Origin of the sequence: Sphingomonas pokkalii, assembly GCF_003096275.1 — a bacterium.
Lineage (GTDB): Bacteria > Pseudomonadota > Alphaproteobacteria > Sphingomonadales > Sphingomonadaceae > Sphingomonas > Sphingomonas pokkalii.
The window spans coordinates 1,546,193-1,563,455 of record NZ_QENQ01000001.1; the positions used below are offsets into that span (position 1 = coordinate 1,546,193).

At 66.6% G+C, this 17,263-nt stretch carries 14 protein-coding genes; 4 read left to right on the forward strand and 10 right to left on the reverse strand.

Annotation, left to right across the window (positions count from 1 at the left end; translation table 11 throughout):
- The 5 genes from lexA to DD559_RS07040 form a co-directional block, all read right to left on the reverse strand.
- A complete protein-coding gene (gene lexA, locus DD559_RS07020; protein WP_116468557.1) occupies positions 1-669 on the reverse strand; it encodes a transcriptional repressor LexA in 669 nt (222 codons plus the stop codon).
- A gap of 57 nt (positions 670-726) precedes the next feature.
- Entirely contained in the window at positions 727-1,908 is a 1,182-nt protein-coding gene (locus DD559_RS07025; RefSeq protein WP_116468558.1) for a molybdopterin molybdotransferase MoeA, read from the reverse strand.
- 41 nt (positions 1,909-1,949) lie between these two features.
- Positions 1,950-2,894, reverse strand: a complete 945-nt coding sequence (locus DD559_RS07030) for a PilZ domain-containing protein (RefSeq protein WP_116468559.1) — start codon at positions 2,892-2,894, stop codon at positions 1,950-1,952.
- A gap of 100 nt (positions 2,895-2,994) precedes the next feature.
- Positions 2,995-4,410, reverse strand: coding sequence for a succinylglutamate-semialdehyde dehydrogenase (gene astD / locus DD559_RS07035; protein WP_116468560.1), 1,416 nt, complete (start codon positions 4,408-4,410; stop codon positions 2,995-2,997).
- A gap of 63 nt (positions 4,411-4,473) precedes the next feature.
- Positions 4,474-5,826, reverse strand: coding sequence for a protein adenylyltransferase SelO family protein (locus DD559_RS07040; RefSeq protein WP_116468561.1), 1,353 nt, complete (start codon positions 5,824-5,826; stop codon positions 4,474-4,476).
- Positions 5,827-5,844: 18 nt separating this feature from the next.
- On the opposite strand from DD559_RS07040, the gene DD559_RS07045 reads away from it, so the two are divergent.
- Positions 5,845-6,714 carry an alpha/beta fold hydrolase gene (locus DD559_RS07045; RefSeq protein ID WP_116470766.1) on the forward strand — a complete coding sequence of 290 codons (870 nt, stop codon included), beginning with the start codon at positions 5,845-5,847 and terminating at the stop codon, positions 6,712-6,714.
- Positions 6,715-6,719: 5 nt separating this feature from the next.
- Here the strand turns inward: DD559_RS07045 and DD559_RS19610 are convergent, their stop codons facing one another.
- A complete protein-coding gene (locus DD559_RS19610) occupies positions 6,720-7,061 on the reverse strand; it encodes a hypothetical protein (protein WP_133243791.1) in 342 nt (113 codons plus the stop codon).
- A 194-nt stretch (positions 7,062-7,255) separates the two neighbouring features.
- On the opposite strand from DD559_RS19610, the gene DD559_RS07050 reads away from it, so the two are divergent.
- Positions 7,256-7,882 (forward strand): glutathione S-transferase family protein, encoded by a 627-nt coding sequence (locus DD559_RS07050; RefSeq protein WP_116468562.1) that lies wholly within the window; start codon positions 7,256-7,258, stop codon positions 7,880-7,882.
- Between the two features lie 89 nt (positions 7,883-7,971).
- Here DD559_RS07050 and DD559_RS07055 read toward each other — a convergent pair whose 3' ends face one another.
- On the reverse strand, positions 7,972-9,294 hold the full coding sequence (locus DD559_RS07055; protein WP_116468563.1) for a dicarboxylate/amino acid:cation symporter: 1,323 nt from the start codon (positions 9,292-9,294) through the stop codon (positions 7,972-7,974).
- 137 nt (positions 9,295-9,431) lie between these two features.
- Here DD559_RS07055 and DD559_RS07060 point away from each other — a divergent pair, with 137 nt between their 5' ends.
- Both DD559_RS07060 and alaS read left to right on the forward strand, forming a co-directional pair.
- Positions 9,432-10,688: a M24 family metallopeptidase gene (locus tag DD559_RS07060; protein WP_438270398.1), complete on the forward strand. Its 1,257-nt coding sequence runs from the start codon at positions 9,432-9,434 to the stop codon at positions 10,686-10,688.
- A gap of 77 nt (positions 10,689-10,765) precedes the next feature.
- A complete protein-coding gene (alaS, locus tag DD559_RS07065; protein WP_116470767.1) occupies positions 10,766-13,417 on the forward strand; it encodes an alanine--tRNA ligase in 2,652 nt (883 codons plus the stop codon).
- 113 nt (positions 13,418-13,530) lie between these two features.
- Here alaS and DD559_RS07070 read toward each other — a convergent pair whose 3' ends face one another.
- The 3 genes from DD559_RS07070 to DD559_RS07080 all read right to left on the reverse strand — a co-directional run bounded on the left by DD559_RS07070 (position 13,531) and on the right by DD559_RS07080 (position 17,241).
- Entirely contained in the window at positions 13,531-14,046 is a 516-nt protein-coding gene (locus tag DD559_RS07070; RefSeq protein WP_116468565.1) for a hypothetical protein, read from the reverse strand.
- A gap of 5 nt (positions 14,047-14,051) precedes the next feature.
- Positions 14,052-15,839: a cation:proton antiporter domain-containing protein gene (locus tag DD559_RS07075; protein WP_116468566.1), complete on the reverse strand. Its 1,788-nt coding sequence runs from the start codon at positions 15,837-15,839 to the stop codon at positions 14,052-14,054.
- A gap of 181 nt (positions 15,840-16,020) precedes the next feature.
- Entirely contained in the window at positions 16,021-17,241 is a 1,221-nt protein-coding gene (locus DD559_RS07080; protein ID WP_116468567.1) for an NADP-dependent isocitrate dehydrogenase, read from the reverse strand.
- Positions 17,242-17,263: the final 22 nt, after the last annotated feature.

Here is a 17,263-nt window from a genome sequence, read left to right on the forward strand (position 1 = left end):
TCAATACCGCCGCAACAGCCCGGACAGCCGGCCCTGTACACGCACCTGATCCGGCCGATAGCGCTGGGGTGAATAGTCGCGATTGGCGGGATCCAGCCGGATCATCGCGCCTTCCTTGCGGAAATATTTCAGCGTCGCTTCGGCATCGTCGATCAACGCGACAATGATTTCTCCGTCACGCGCGGTCTCGGTGCGGCGTATCAGCGCGTAATCCCCGTCGAGAATGCCTGCTTCGACCATCGAGTCGCCGGCCACTTCCAGCGCATAATGCTCGCCAGCGCCCAGCAGTGCGGCGGGCACCGGCAGCATCGTCGAGCCTTCGAGCGCTTCGATCGGCGTACCGGCCGCGATCCGGCCGTGCAGCGGGATTTCGACCACGTCGTTCGCCGGAGCCGGCGGGGTGGTGGCGCCCGTGGCCGGCTTGGCGGCCTTCGCAACGGTCTTGCGCTCGCCGCGTTCCGGCATCCGCAGCACTTCCAGCGCGCGGGCGCGGTTGGGGAGGCGGCGGATGAACTCGCGTTCTTCCAGCGCGCTGATCAGCCGGTGCACGCCCGACTTCGACTTGAGATCGAGCGCTTCCTTCATTTCCTCGAACGAGGGCGACACGCCGGTTTCGGCGAGGCGGTCGGCAATGAAGCAGATCAGCTCGTGCTGCTTGCGCGTGAGCATCCAATCCTCCGGGTCTAGAACAGACTGCGAACGTTTATGCAATGTTCCGAACCGGTGTCAAGCGATGTTGAGAATTTCCACCATTTCACCGCTTTCCGCCGGTGGGGCATGGGGCTCGCGGATGATCAGGCAATTGCTCCGCGCGAGCGTCCGCAGCATCGAACTGTCCTGTACGGTCGAAGCGAAGACCTTGCCGTCGACCAGTGCGGCGCGCAGATAGTCGGTGCGATCGCCGTTCGCGGGCAACATCTCCCCCAGCACCGCGGTTTGCCCGGGTGGGAATGGATCGGCAGCCCCGGCCCAGGCGGCGATCAGCGGACGGACGAACAGCAGCGTCGTGACGAAGACCGATACCGGGTTGCCCGGCAGGCCTATCACCATCATCGCGTCGCGCCGGCCTGCCATCATCGGTTTGCCCGGGCGCAGCGCGATCCGCCAGAAGTCGATCACCGCACCCGCGGCTTCGAGCGCCGGACGCACGAGATCGTGATCGCCAACGGATGCGCCGCCGCTGGTGACGAGGAGATCCGCGTCCACCGCCGAGAAGGCTTGGCTAAGCGCGTCGATCCGATCGGGCAGGATCCCAAGGTCGATCAGTTCGATCGGCAGGTCGGCGATCTGCGCCGCCAACATCGCGCGGTTGGATTCCGGGAGCTGGGCCGGCCCGATGCGGGCGCCGGGAGGAACCAGTTCGTCGCCGGTTGCGGCGATCGCCACCCGGACCGGGCGATGCACCGCCAGTTCGGCATGGCCCGCGACTGCGGCCAGCGCCAGCCGTGCAGGCGTGATCCGCTCGCCGGCCGCGATCAGGATGTCCCCTTCGGCAAAGTCGAGCCCGCGCCGACGGACGTTGCGGCCGCGATGCGCCGGCCCGTCGCCCTGGAGGTGCAGCGCATCGCCCTCGCGGTCGGCTTCCTCCTGCACCAGCACGCAGTCGGCGCCGGCCGGCAGGGGCGCACCGGTGAAGATCCGCACCGCTTCGCCCGGCGCGACGCTGCCGGGAAAGGCGGCGCCGGCCGCGCTTTCGCCGATCACCTTCCACGGGCCGGGCAGATCATCGAACCGGATGGCATAGCCGTCCATCGCCGATAGATCGGAGGCAGGCTGTGTGCGTCGCGCGACGATCGGTGCGGCCGCCCAGCGCCCGGCCGCCTGGGCCAGCGCTGCGCGCTCGACGGGCGTGCGACCGGCAAGTGCAAGCAGTCGCGTCTGGGCTTCGACTATAGGGAGCAGCGCCATCCCACCCGCTTGGCGGCAGGTGCACGGCGATGCAAGCGGCTTCAATCCGCCGGGATCGTTGCGGCGAGCGTTCGCAAGTCCTGATCGCGCAGTGGCATCCGGAATTCAGCAAGGGTGCGCCCCTGGCTGGTCCGCACCACGCGCACGGGTCCGCCGCCGATTTCCGGCAGCGCTACCCACAGTGACGCGCCGGGGCTGAATCCATGCGCGGCCTCGAATTCCACCTGGCGGGCGGTCACGGCATGAACCCGGCAATTCCACCAGCGCACGCCTTCGCGGACACGGCCCGGCGAATCGAGCCGCAGCGCCAAGCTATCGCGAAGCAGCCCCCCCAGGATCGAGCGTGATCGCGCGGGCTGCGGCATATGTTGCAGCCCGCGCAGCCAGGGGAACAGTGTCTGCCAGCCCAGTTCCTCGACAAAGGCGATGCCGGCGGCGTTTCCGCGCACCCAGCGCACCGTGCCGTCGAGCGGACGCAACCCATCGAAGGTAAGGCCCACCTTGGCATCTGCGACGAGCATTCCGGCGTCCAGGCCGATGCCGCCTTGCGAGATATTGTGCATGGCGAGCTGTTGGATTGTCCCGTTGCAATGGACGCCGACGGTCCGCCGCAGCTCGATGCGGGGAAGGCGCCGATCGCCCGCCGTCGCGCGGGCAAGGTTGCGCGCAACCAGCCCGAGAATATCCACCCGCGCATCGAACGCGAGCCCGATGGCATCGCCTTCGCACCACAGGATACGGGAAGCGATCGGATCCATGCCTTCCAGGAAAAGGCTTGCCCGCGCATCCGCGGCCGGCTGCGCGGTGCAGCGCAATTTCGCGCCGCAGGGGCCGATCCACTGCAGGCCAGCGTCGACCGTGCCGTTCGTACCGGCAAGCGTTACCGGATCCAGCAGGGCATCAGCCCGGGTGCCGCTTCCCGGCGGGGCCGGCAGGTCGGCGATGAGGCTGAACACCGTCGCGGACGTCTGCACCAATTCCATCATATCTCCCCGTCCGTGGCCGGGTACCATGATGGCGCGCGGCTAAAAGGGGGTTAAGCCGATAGGTTGGGAAATCCCTAAGACGACCCGGCCGAGCGCCCCTTTAGTCGTTGCGAAGCCCGATCCCCATCATGGCCTGCACCTGCTCGGCTTCCGATGAAACGACCGGATAGGCACAGTAATCGGAGGCATAGAAAGCACTTGGGCGATGGTTGCCGGACCAGCCGACGCCCCCGAACGGCGCTGCCGAGGAGGCCCCGTTGGTAGGCTTGTTCCAATTGACGATGCCGGCGCGGATTTCTGCCCAGAAACGGTCGTACAAGGCGGGATTGTCGCTGATCAGGCTGGCGGAAAGGCCGTAGCGGGTGTCGTTCGCTTCTTTGATCGCGGCATCGAAGTCGGCCTTGCGAAACACCTGCAACACCGGCCCGAACAGCTCGGCGTCCACCTTTTCGTGCGCATCGGTCATGTCGATCACCGCGGGCGTCAGGAACGGGCGGCCTTCGATCGGCCGGGTCAGCGGCCGCAGCGCGCGTCCGCCGAGGGCGACCAGCTTCCCGGCGGCGTCGATCAGCATGTCCGCGGCTTGATTGTCGATCACCGGTCCCATGAAGGGTTGCGGATCGTCATGCGGCGCGCCGACGATGATCCGCCCGATCAGCGTGTCGAGTTCCGCCATCAGCGGTTCGAACAGCGCCTCGTCCACGATCAGCCGCCGCGCGGCGGTGCAGCGCTGCCCGGCGGACGTGAAGGCGGATTGCACCACCAGCGCCGCAGCAGAAGAAAGCGCCTGCGTGTCCCATACCAGAATCGGGTTGTTCCCGCCCATTTCCAGGGCGAGAATCTTCTCGGGATGTTCGGCGAACTGGCGGTTGAGCGCGATGCCGGTCCCGGCGGAGCCGGTGAACAAGAGCCCGTCGATGCCCGGATGCCCCGCCAGCGCCTTGCCTGCGTCCGCCCCGCCGATCAGCAGCCGTACGCAGCCTTCCGGAATGCCTGCCGCGCGATAGCAATCGACCAGGAATGCGCCCGCCGCCGGTGTTTTTTCCGACGGCTTGAACACCACCGCGTTCCCGGCGAGCAGCGCAGGCACGATATGGCCGTTCGGCAGATGGGCGGGGAAGTTGTAGGGCCCCAGCACCGCGAGCACACCATGCGGCTTGTGCCGCAGCGCCAGGCGCGTGTTTGCCGGGGCGTCGATCTGGCGCTGGCCGGCGCGCTCTGCCTGGCTCGCGATCGAAATGGCGACCTTGCCGATTACGGTGTCCACTTCGGTGCGCGCTTCCCACAGCGGCTTGCCGGTTTCGCGGGCAATCAGGTCGGCAAAGGCTTCCGCCCGCTCGCGCACCACCGCGGCGAAGCGGCGTAGCGCCTCCACCCGCTCTTCCAGCGGCCGGGACGCCCATGCGGCCCAATGCGCCCGCGCAATTGCGACTTCGCGATCGGCGTCGCCAACGGGATGGCGCCACAGCAGCGTGCCGGTGGCGGGCTCGGTGGAAAGGAGTTCCTGCTCGGGCATGGGCCTTCTGGTTTCGTTGTGGAGCGCAAGCGCAGGATCGCGCTTTTGCCCGAAAGCCGGTCGCTAGGCCAGAGCCGCGCCCATCGCGCGGACGGCGGCGATCTTGGCGTAGAGCGGCGCCCAGTCGTCGCGATCTGCAATTGCAGACCAGATCGCTTCGACCTCGTCGATCAGCATCGCTTCGGGCGCGCCCTGCCAATAGCGATCGGCCCCCCGGTCCTTGCGCGCGCGATAGCGTGCCAGATGACGGCGGACCGGATCGAAAACGCTGTCATAGCTATCGGGCACCGCGCCGCCAAAGGCGTCGAAGTAGAATTGGTGCAGCAATGTGCCGCTTTGGTGAAGCGCCTGCTCCAGCGCCTGGGCAAGCGCACGATCGCTCGCATCGTCGCGGGGGCATACGCCCAGACGCCATAGCATCGCCTGCGCCTGTTCGCGGTGAAAGGCTTCGGCAAAGCCTTCCAGCGCTTCGATCAGGGGCGCTTCCTCCGCGATCAGTCGCAGCGAAATCGCGAGCTGCATAACATCCCAGTAGATCGCTTCGGCCTGGCGGCCATAGGCATATAGGCCGGTCTGGTCGAAATAGGCGGCGATGAAATGCGGTGCCCAGCTCGGCGTGAAGCGCCAGGGGCCATAATCGAAGCTTTCGCCCGTGACGTTGATGTTGTCGCTGTTCAGCACGCCATGGACGAAGCCTGCCGCCATGAACCGCCCCGCCATCCGCGCCGTGCGCGCGACGACGCGCGCCAGCAGGCGTGCCGGTGCATCCGGGCCGTCTTGCTCGCCGAAATAATGGTGGAGCGTGTAGGCCGTCAGCTTTCGCAGTCCCTCCAGATTCTCGAAGGCGGCAAGTCGCTGGAACGCGCCGATGCGGATATGGCTGTGGCTGAGCCGGACAAGCACCGAAGAACGGGTGGGCGAGGGCTCGTCGCCGCGATGCAGTGCTTCGCCGGTTTCGATCAGCGAAAAGCTTCGCGAGGTTTCGACGCCCAGCGCTTCCAGCATCTCGGTTGCCAGGATTTCGCGGACCCCGCCCTTCAGCGTCAGTCGCCCGTCGCCGAAACGGCTATAGGGTGTCTGGCCGGAGCCCTTGGTGCCCAGGTCCATCAGTCGGCCGGCATCGTCGGTCATCTGCGCGAACAGGAAGCCGCGGCCATCGCCGATTTCGGGGTTGTACACGCGGAACTGGTGCCCGTGATAGCGAAGCGCCAGCGGCTCCGGCAGGCTGCCGGGCAACGGGTCGAACCGGCCGAAATGGGCGATCCATTCGGCATCCCGCAGCCCGTCCAGTCCCACCGTGGCGGCGGCACGATCGTTGCGGAATCGCAGGATCGCCTGGGGGAAGTGCGCCGGTTTCACCGGATCGAAAAAGCCATCCCCAAGGCTGAGGATCGCCTGTTGCGGAGCGAAGGCCATGCGGCGATATGGGGGACGATGGGTGATCGGCGCAACTATTCCGATGGCTATTGGTGGTCGAAAGACGGCCTGCGGCTGCATTATCGCGACTATCCGGGCCGGGAGGATCGCCCGCCGATCCTCTGTTTGCCCGGCCTTACCCGCAACGCGCGCGATTTCGCCGACCTGGCCGAACGCTTCTCCGGCGAATGGCGCATACTCTGCGTGGAGTTTCGCGGCCGGGGCGAAAGCGCCTATGCCAAGGATCCGATGAGCTATGCGCCGCTCGTCTATTTGCAGGACGTGGAAGCGCTGCTCGCCGATCTGAAGATCGAAAGGTTCGTTGCGGTCGGCACGTCGCTGGGGGGTATCGTGACGATGCTGCTGGCGGCGACCGATGGGGAGAAGCTGGCCGGTGCCGTGCTGAACGACGTGGGCCCGGAACTGAACCCGGCCGGGCTGGCGCGCATCCGCACCTATGTCGGCAAGCAGGTCTGGTATCCCACATGGATGCACGCGGCACGTGGCGTGGCGGAAGCGAATGCCGATGTCTATCCCGACTATCGTATCGAAGACTGGCTCGCGATGGCCAAGCGGCTGCACCGGGTGAACAGCCAGGGCCGCATCGTCCTCGATTACGACATGAAGATTGCCGAGCCGTTCCGCGTGCCGGGCAACGAGGCCGGGCCGGACATGTGGCCGACGATCGATGCGCTCGCCGGCCGGCCATTGCTGGTGGTGCGCGGGGAACGGTCGGACATTCTGCGCGCCGACACCGCCGACAAGATGATCGCGCGTGCGCCGGGCGCAGAATTGGTGACGGTGCAGCATGTGGGTCATGCCCCGACGCTCGACGAGCAGGCGGCGGTGGCGGGCATCGCGCGGCTGTTGGCGCAGGTAGCGCCATAGCGGTGTCAGAGCTTGCCGCTGACTTCATAAACAGGCGCGTTCGACCGCGCGCCTGAATGTCTGAAAATGGTGGTCAGCTGCCGTTGGTCCAGCGCCGAATTGCAGCGTTGATAAGCGCGCGGGATGTGAAGCCAACAACCGCGGCGGTTGCCAACGCGGCCAAGATCAGCCAACGCGGCCAAGATCAAAAGCCAATCCAGATCGTGGCGGCAGGATACGTCCGGAGCGCAATCGCCCAATGCGCTCAATAAGATAACAAATCCGAGGATGGGCACGCCTACTATCGCTGCTAAGGCGCAGCCCCACTTGCCACCGATTGTGCCGCCCGACTTGTACCCCTCGTTCATCCCGACAAACTAGCCGAACCCGGTTTGACCGCAACTGGGCGCTTTCGGCCATTCCAAATCTTATAAGTCTACAGCCCTGGATGCGGCTGGGCGCGGCGGACCGGCAACTGCTTGTCCCGTTCGCCGTTGAGCGGGACCGGCCGTCGCGCTAGCTGCATGGCGACGGTTCCCTGTGCCCCGATCGGAGAGGCTCCATGACGATTATCGTGCACCATCTGGAAAATTCGCGTTCGCAGCGGGTGCTGTGGCTGCTCGAGGAACTCGGCCTCCCTTACGAGGTCAAGCGATATGCACGGGACAAGGCGACGATGCTCGCCCCGCCGGCGTTGAAGCAGGTCCACCCCCTCGGCAAGTCGCCGGTGATCGAGGATAACGGCACCGTCGTTGCCGAAACCGGCGCTATTCTCGCCTATCTGGTCGAACAGGCGGATGGTCGGCTGGGGGCGCCCGCGCACCGGACGGATGCGCTGCGCTACCGCCACTTCCTGCATTATGCCGAAGGCTCGCTGATGCCGCCGCTCTTGGTGATGCTGGTGCTGGCCCGCGTGCCGTTGTTCGGCAAGATGGGCCTCAAGAAGTTTCGGCCGATGGCCGAGGTGCATTTTGACTATGTCGAAGCGGAACTGGCCAGTCGGCCGTGGTTTGCCGGCGACGCATTCACGGCGGCGGACGTCATGATGAGCTTCCCGCTCGAGGCCGCGGTGAAGCGTGCCGGCATCCTGGAAGGCCGCCCGCACATCGCGGCCTTCCTGCAAACCATCCATGCGCGTCCGGCCTATCAGCGCGCATTGGCTGCGGGCGGGCCCTATGCCTATGCGTGAAGCTTGGAGCGAGATGGCGTGATGTGGCCCCGCCGCGTCGTCGCGGCGGGTCAGCCTCCTGTCCTTTCGCTTTGGGCCGGGGGCGATGCTCAGCCGCCGGCATAATCCTCGAACTTGTCGGCATCGTGCGGTCCCCCGGCGGGCAGCGGCCGCACGTCCGGCTCGGCCTCGTCGGGATCGTCGAGCTTGCCTTCCCAGCGCGCCACCACCGCGGCGGCGACGGCATTGCCGATCACGTTGGTGGCGGTGCGACCCATGTCGAGGAAGTGGTCGACCGCGAGGATCAGCAGCACGCCCGCTTCCGGGATATTGAAATGCGCCAGCGTGCCGGTGATCACCACCAGGCTGGCGCGCGGCACCCCGGCAATGCCCTTGCTGGTGACCATCAGGATCAGCAGCATCTGGATCATCGTCGCCCAGTCGAGATGGATGCCATAGGCCTGCGCGATGAAGATCGACGCGAAGGTCATGTACATCATCGAGCCGTCGAGGTTGAACGAATAGCCGAGCGGCAGCACGAAGCTGGCGATGCGTGGCGGCACGCCGAACCGGTCGAGTGCATCCAGCGTGCGCGGATAGGCCGCTTCGGACGAGGCGGTCGAGAAGCCGAGCAGGATCGGATCGCGCAGATAGCGGAACAAGAGGCCGGTGCGCGGCCCGATCACCAGGAAGCAGGCTCCGAGCAGCACCGCCCACAGCGCGGCCAGGCCGATATAGAAGCTGCCCATGAAGAAGGCGAGGTCGCCGACGACGCCGAGCCCCTTGGTGGCGAGCGTGCGGGCGACGGCGCAGAACACCGCGACCGGCGCGAACAGCATGACATAGCCGGTGACCGTCAACATCACCGATACCAGCGCCTCCAGCCCGCGCAGCAGCGGCTTGGCCTTGTCGCCCACCGCCGCCATGCCGACGCCGAAGAACAGCGAGAAGATCACCAGCTGGAGGATGTCGTTGCTCGCCATCGCGTCGATCGCGCTGGTCGGCACGATATGGGTGAAGAACTTGGCGGCATCGAACGACGAGCGGTCGACTCCGCTCGATGCGTTGGCAGGCGGCAGCGGCAGATGCAGCCCGGTGCCGGGCTGAAGCAGGTTGACGAGCAACAGGCCGAGGGTCAGCGACACGAGGCTGGCGCAGACGAACCAGAAGAACGCCTTCAGCCCGACGCGTCCGATCGCGCCCCCGCCGCCCATATGGGCAATGCCGACGACCAGCGTGGAGACCACCAGCGGCGCGATGATCATCTTGATGAGGTGCAGAAACATCTGGGTCGGGATGTCGAGGCCATAGGCGATCGACTCCAGCGTGGCCTTGCCTGCCGGCGTTCCGCCATAGCCGAGATTCAGTCCCCAGCCGATCAGCCCGCCCAGCAGCAGCGCCGCCAGGATGAACCAGGTTAGTCTCTTGCCCACTATCGCTCCCTGCAGAATCGTCGCGCGAAGGAAGGGGATTGTGCGGCTCGGGTCAAGCCCGATGGCATCTCCGGGCCTTGTCGAGGGGGGCCGCTTCGGCCTAGTCCGGTCGGCGAACAGGCGTTGAGGGGGGCGGGATGAGGGCTTGGCGGACGACACGACGGGGCCTGCTCGGCACCATGGCGGCGCTGCCGGCGCTAACGCTTCCGGCGGTGGTGCGCGCCGCCGAGCCTGACCTGTCCGGCCTGCAGGACCTGACCGCCAATGCCCGTCCGATCGGGCCAGAGGAGCGTCGCGCGCGGCTTGCCAAGGCGCAGGCGCTGATGAAGGCGGCCGGGATCGGCGCGGTTCTGATCGAACCGGGGGCGAGCCTCGTCTACTTCACCGGCATCCAATGGGGCCGCAGCGAGCGGCTGACCGCCGCCATTCTGCCGATGGAAGGCGAACCGTGCATCGTCACGCCCTTTTTCGAGGAACCGCGCACCCGCGAGACGCTGGCTGTTCCGGCCGAGGTGCGGGTGTGGCAGGAGGATGCGGATCCCCTGAAAACGGTGGCAGGCTTTCTCGCCGACCGGAAGCTCGCCCGGCTGCCGGTGGGGATAGAGGAGACGGTTCGCTATTTCGCGGTCGGCGGACTGCAGAAGAACGGACTGCGCGTCACCTCGGCCAATTCGGTCGTGCGCGGATGCCGGATGCGGAAAAGCCCGGCCGAACTCGCGCTGATGCAGCTCGCAACCGATATCACTATCGCAGCCTATCGCTTTGTCCATGCGCGGGTCGAGAAGGGGATGCGCCAGCGCGACGTCTCGCAGCTGATGGATGCGGCGACCCGCAGGCTGGGCGGCGATCCCGAATTCAGCATGGTGCTGGTCGGCGAGGGCGCGGCCTATCCGCATGGGACGAAGACGCCGTCGCCGGTCAGCGACGGCGCGATCGTGCTGATGGACTGCGGCTGTAATGTGCTCGGCTATCAGTCCGACGTATCGCGCACCTTCGTGCACGGCAGCGCGAGCGCCCGGCAGCGCACGGTGTGGGAGCAGGTGGCGAAAGGGCAGCAGGTTGCATTTGCTGCCGCCAGGCTCGGGGCGCCGGCGGGCAGTGTCGACGATGCGGTGCGCGGCTATTATGCGTCGCTCGGCTATGGGCCGGACTACAAGCTGCCAGGGCTTTCCCATCGCACCGGGCATGGCATCGGGCTGGACGGGCACGAACCCGTCAATCTCGTCCGGGGCGAGCAGACGCCGCTGGCACCGGGCATGTGCTTCTCGAACGAGCCGGGGATCTATATTCCCGGCAGCTTCGGCGTGCGGCTGGAGGATTGCTTCCACATGACCGAGGCGGGGCCGAAATGGTTTTCGACCCCGCCGGTCTCGATCGACCAGCCGATGGGCTGATCGACGAATGCGGAACGATCAGCCTGATCGACGTGTTTCGCTTGAGCGAACGCCCGTGCGCCCCTAAGTCGGCGGGCATGACGTCGACCAATGATATCCGCCGCTCGTTTCTCGACTATTTCGAGGGCCAGGGCCATGCCCGCGTCCCCAGCGCGCCGCTGGTGCCGCACAACGATCCCACGCTGATGTTCGTGAATGCGGGCATGGTGCCGTTCAAGAACGTGTTCACCGGCCTCGAATCGCGCCCCTACAGCACCGCGACCAGCAGCCAGAAATGCGTGCGCGCGGGCGGCAAGCATAACGATCTCGACAATGTCGGCTATACCGCCCGGCACCATACCTTCTTCGAGATGCTCGGCAATTTCTCGTTCGGCGACTATTTCAAGGAGCAGGCGATCACCCATGCCTGGACGCTCCTCACCAGGGAATGGGGCTTGCCCGCAGAGAAGCTGACCGTCACGGTATACCACACCGACGACCAGGCGTTCGACCTGTGGAAGAAGATCGCGGGCCTCCCCGATCACAAGATCATCCGCATCCCGACCAAGGACAATTTCTGGGCGATGGGTGCGGACGGCCCGTGCGGCCCCTGCTCGGAAATCTTCTACGATCACGGCGAGCATATCTATGGCGGCCCCCCGGGCTCGCCCGAGGAGGATGGCGACCGCTTCGTCGAGATCTGGAACCTCGTCTTCATGCAGTTCGTGCAGGAGAATGATCAGATCATCGGCGACCTGCCGCGCCCGAGCATCGACACCGGCATGGGGCTGGAGCGCATCGCCGCCGTGCTGCAGGGCGTCCACAACAATTACGACATCGACACGTTCAAGGCGCTGATCGACCAGTCCGCCGCACTCACCGCAACGGCTGCCACTGGCGAGCAGGCCGCCAGCCACCGTGTCATCGCCGATCACCTGCGCTCGTCGGGCTTCCTCGTCGCCGACGGCGTGCTGCCGGCGAATGAGGGCCGCGGCTATGTGCTCCGCCGTATCATGCGCCGCGCGATGCGCCACGCGCACCTGCTCGGCGCCAAGGATCCGTTGATGCACCGGCTGGTGCCGTCGCTGGTCGCCGAGATGGGCGCTGCCTATCCCGAGCTGGTCCGCGCGCAGCCGCTGATCGAGGCGACGCTGCTCCAGGAGGAAACCCGCTTCCGCCAGACGCTCGCCAACGGCCTGCGCCTGCTCGACGAGGCGACCCAGGGCCTGAAGGCCGGCGATACGCTGCCGGGCGCGACCGCGTTCAAGCTCTACGACACGTTCGGCTTCCCCTATGACCTGACCGAGGACGCGCTGCGCGCCCACGAGATCGGCGTCGACCGCGCCGGTTTCGACGAAGCGATGGCCGAGCAGAAGCGCGCCGCCCGCGCCGCCTGGAAGGGCTCGGGCGAGAAGGCCTCGGAAGAGCTGTGGTACGATCTCGCCGACGAACTCGGCAGCACCGAATTCACCGGCTATGTCGGCACCGAGGGCGAGGGCCAGGTGGTCGCGCTGGTCAAGGACGGTGCGCGGGTGGAGAAGGCGGTTGCCGGCGACACGGTGACGATCCTCACCAACCAGACGCCCTTCTATGGCGAGAGCGGCGGCCAGATGGGCGATGTCGGCGTGATCGGCAACGACAAGCTGCGCGCGCTGGTGGATGACACGTCCAAGCCGCTCGGCCGGCTGCACGCGCACCATGCCAAGATCGAGAGCGGCGAGGTTGCCGTGGGCGACGCCGTCCACCTCTCGGTGGATGTCGCGCATCGCGATCAGGTCCGCGCCAACCACTCGGCGACGCACCTGCTGCACGCCGCGCTGCGCAAGCGGCTCGGCACCCATGTCAGCCAGAAGGGCAGCCTGGTGGCGCCCGAGCGGCTGCGCTTCGATTTCTCGCACCCCTCGGCGCTGACCCCCGAGCAGATCGCCCAGATCGAGGCAGACGTGAACGCGCAGATCCGCCACAACGGCACCGTCGAGACGCGGCTGATGACCCCGGACGACGCGATCGCCGCCGGCGCGATGGCGCTGTTCGGCGAGAAATATGGCGACGAAGTCCGCGTGCTCTCGATGGGGCTGGGCGAGGATGCGTCCTACTCGGTCGAGCTGTGCGGCGGCACCCATGTCAACGCGACGGGCGACATCGCGATCTTCAAGATCATCTCGGAAAGCGCCGTCTCGTCGGGCGTGCGCCGTATCGAGGCGCTGACCGGCGAAGGCGCGCGGCTGTGGCTCAACGCCCGCGACGAGCGGCTGCGCGAAGCGGCGGCTGCGCTCAAGACCGCGCCCGACGACGTGCCCGCGCGCGTTGCCGCCCTGGTCGAGGAACGCCGCAAGCTCGAGCGCGAGCTGGCCGAGGCCAAGAAGGCGCTGGCGCTCGGCGGCGGGGCAGGGGCTGCCCCGGCGGGTCCGGAGCAGGTGAACGGCATCGCCTTCGTCGGCCAGGTGCTCGACGGGCTGGAAGCCAAGGCGCTGCGCGGCGCGGTCGACGAGGCCAAGGCGCGGATCGGCAGCGGCGTGGTCGCGCTGGTTGCGGTGAACGAAGGCCGCGCTTCGGTCGCGGTCGGCGTCAGCGACGGGATCGGCGTCAGCGCGGTCGATCTGGTGAAGGTCGCGGTGGCGGTGCTCGGCGGCCAGGGCGGCGGCGGCCGTCCGGACATGGCGCAGGGCGGCGGTCCGGACGGGGCCAAGGGCGCGGATGCGCTCGCGGCGGTGAAGGCGGCGCTGGCGGAAGCTGCCGTCGCCGCCTGATCCTCGGGCTCATACCAGGCTGCATTGCTACCGACGCATCCAGCCTCTCCCCGTCATCCCGGCGAAAGCCGGGGTGGGGGACGAGAATGGGTTCTTCTCCGTGCAGGTTGGTATCAGCGCCCGGGGGCGTAACCGTCCTCGGGCAGCACCCAGATCGCCGTCTGGCTCATCTCCGGCCGCAACAGGCCGTCGATGGTGACGTTGACGGCAACCTCGCCCGCGCCCGAATCGCGATAGCAGCGCTCATGGCCGGCGAGCGGCTGCAGCGCTTCCATCAGCTTGAGCCTCGTGCTCGTTTCCAGCGCCGGACTGAGCGCCGTGCCGCTGCTGGTCAGCTTGCCCGCGTTGAAGTCCGCCGGACGGATGCGGCTGCAAACCGCGCCGTCGCGGACCTGCCCGAACGTCGAATATTCGATCACGATCAGCGGATCGCGATTGACGACGCCGGTTACCAGCGCATCGAATGCCCCGTCGCCGCGGAGCGTATAGCGTACGATCGTGCCGCAGGTGCGCGCGCCGCGATCCGGGTCGATGCAACGGATCCGGCCCGCCTTGGCCGGCGCTAGTGGATCGGGGACGGCATCGGCCTGCACAGGCGCGAGCAGGGCGAGGGCAAGGGCAAGCAGCATCTGGTTCAGGCCTCGGTTGGTTCGGCGCTCGGGTTCAGGCGCGATCGGTTCAGCCGCGGTTCGCGCTGCAGGCCGGCGGCTTCCTTGATCGAGCGGCGCATCTCGTCGCGCTTTTCGTGGATCGATGCAATCACGGGTCCGACACCGATGCCGAGATCGACCAGCAACGCCTCGGAAAGTTGTAGCGAGCTTTCCAGCGTTTCGGGAATCGCATCGGTGGCGCCGGCCCGATATAGTTCCGCGGCGTGGCCTGCGTCGCGGGCGCGGGCGATGATCGGCAGGTTCGGCACCCAGCCACGGACGCGCTTGGTAAGGCGTACGGTCAGCACCGGGTCGTCCATCGTCAGCACCAGGGCCCTGGCGCGGCCGAGTTGCAGCTGGTCGACCAGTTCGTTACGGGTAACATCCCCGAACAGCACATGAAAACCGGCGCGGCGCGCACGCACCACGCTGTCGATATCGGCGTCCACCGCGACATAGGGCTTGTCGTGTCGCCGCAGCATCTCCGCTACGGTACGGCCGACGCGGCCGAAACCGATCACGACCGTTCCGCCTTCCACTGGGGCGAGATCTTCGTCGGCGATCTGTGCGCCGTTCTTGCCTTCGATCCGGCGGGCGGCAATGCGGCCTGCTTTCGCGAGCAGCGGCGTGGCGGTGAGGCCGATTGCGGTGACGGCGCTCCAGAACGCCGCGGTGCCCGGCGCGATCAATCCTGCCGCACCGGCCACGCCCAGCACGATCAGCGTGGTTTCCGATGGGCTCGCCATCAGCACGCCGGTTTCCGCGGCCGTACCCATGCGCGCGCCGGAGAATCGCAGCAGCGTTGTCGTCACGGCGACCTTGACGATCATCACCAGCAGGCTGGCACCGAACAATGCGGCCCAGTTGGACGCCACGAAACCAAGATCGAGCTGCATCCCGACGGTCAGCAGGAACACGCCGAGCGCAAGCCCTTTGAACGGCGCGGTAATCGCTTCCACTTCGCCGTGATATTCGGTTTCGGCAATCAGCAGGCCTGCGATCAGGGCGCCGACGATCGGGGAAAGCCCCGCAGCCGTTGTGGCAAGGCTGGCCACGATCACCACGAGAAGGCTTGCGGCGAGGAAGAGTTCGGGGCTCTTGGTACGCGCGGCCTGCGCGAACATGCGCGGCAGCACGATGCGGCCGCCGATGAACAGCACGGCCACGGTTGCGGCACCAACGCCCATCGTCGTCAGGAGGCGGGAGACGCCGGCACCATCCGGGTTTGGCGCCAAGGCACCCAGTCCGAAGATGATCGGGACCAGCGCCAGGTCTTCGAACAGCAGCATCGCAAAGGCTGCGCGTCCGACCGGGCTGGTCGTGCCGGCGATCGGAATCACCAGCGCCGTGGAAGATAGGGCCAGCGCCAGCCCGAGCCCGATCGCGCCGCCGGTACTCAGCCCGGTCAGATAGAGCAGCGCCGCCAGGATCAACCCGGAACCGAACAGCTCCGCGGCGCCGGTGCCGAACACCAGCGACCGCATCGCCCAAAGGCGGCGGAACGACAGCTCCAGCCCAATCGAGAACAGCAGCAGGATGATGCCGAACTCGGCGAAGGGCTCGATCGAGTGCGCGTCCGAGATGGTGAGATAATAGAGCCAGGGCGCACGATCGACCAGGCTACCCAGCCCGAACGGTCCGACCAGCAGACCGGCGAGGATGAAGCCGATGACCGGGCTGATGCGGAAGCGGGCAAAGGCGGGGATCACCAGGCCGGCGGCGCCCAGGATCACCAGCGTATCGCTGAAGCCGTGGTTGGACAGGCTCAGCATGTGGTTTCCTGACGATAGGCGGATGGCGCAGGGAAGGGGCGTGTGGAACGAAAAGGCCGATGGCCGGTGGCTGGTCTAGCTCGCGCGGTCATATTGCTAGGCAGCATGTGGGCGCCGTCAATGCAAGTAGAAAAGCCCGCCAAAGGCGGGCTTTTCCATTCCTTAACCGTTTGGGCGCGGCTTACTGCCAGCTGCCCATCGCGGTTTCGAGGTTGACGCGGATCGCCTCGAAGAACTGCTCGGTGGTCATCCAGGCCTGGTCCGGGCCGATCAGCAGCGCGAGATCCTTGGTCATCTTGCCGCTCTCGACGGTCTCGATGCAGACCTTCTCCAGCGTCTCGGCGAAGCGCGTCACCTCGGGGGTGCCGTCGAACTTGCCGCGATACTTCAGGCCGCCGGTCCAGGCGAAGATCGACGCGATCGGGTTGGTCGAGGTCGCCTTGCCCTGCTGGTGCTGGCGATAGTGGCGGGTGACGGTGCCGTGCGCCGCTTCCGCCTCGATCGTCTTGCCGTCCGGCGTCATCAGCACCGAGGTCATCAGGCCCAGCGAGCCGAAGCCCTGCGCCACCTGGTCCGACTGGACGTCGCCGTCATAGTTCTTGCAGGCCCAGACGAATTCGCCGTGCCACTTGAGCGCCGAGGCGACCATGTCGTCGATCAGGCGGTGCTCGTAGACGATGCCGGCGCTCTGGAACTGGTCCTTGAACTCGGTCTCGAACACCTCGGCGAAGATGTCCTTGAAGCGGCCGTCATAGGCCTTGAGGATGGTGTTCTTGGTCGACAGGTACAGCGGCCAGTTGCGGCCGAGGGCATAGTTCATCGAGGCGCGCGCGAAATCGCGGATCGATTCGTCGAGATTGTACATGCCCATGGCGACGCCGGCCTGCGGGAAGTCGAACACCTCGTGCTCGATCGTCTCGCCATTCTCGCCTTCCCACTTCATGGTCAGCTTGCCCTTGCCGGGCACCTTGAAGTCGGTCGCCTTGTACTGGTCGCCGAAGGCGTGACGGCCGACGACGATCGGCTTGGTCCAGCCCGGGATCAGGCGCGGCACGTTCGAGATGACGATCGGCTCGCGGAAGATCACGCCGCCCAGGATGTTGCGGATCGTGCCGTTGGGCGACTTCCACATCTTCTTGAGGTTGAATTCCTCGACGCGCTGCTCGTCCGGGGTGATCGTCGCGCACTTCACGCCGACGCCGTACTGCTTGATCGCGTTGGCCGAATCGATGGTGATCTGGTCGTTGGTCTCGTCGCGCTTCTGCACCGAGAGGTCGTAGTACTTCAGATCGATATCGAGGTACGGAAGGATCAGGCGCTCGCGGATCCATTCCCAGATGATCCGCGTCATTTCGTCGCCGTCGATCTCCACGACGGGCGTTGCAACCTTGATCTTCGCCATAAGCTCGCTTTCCTGAGACAGG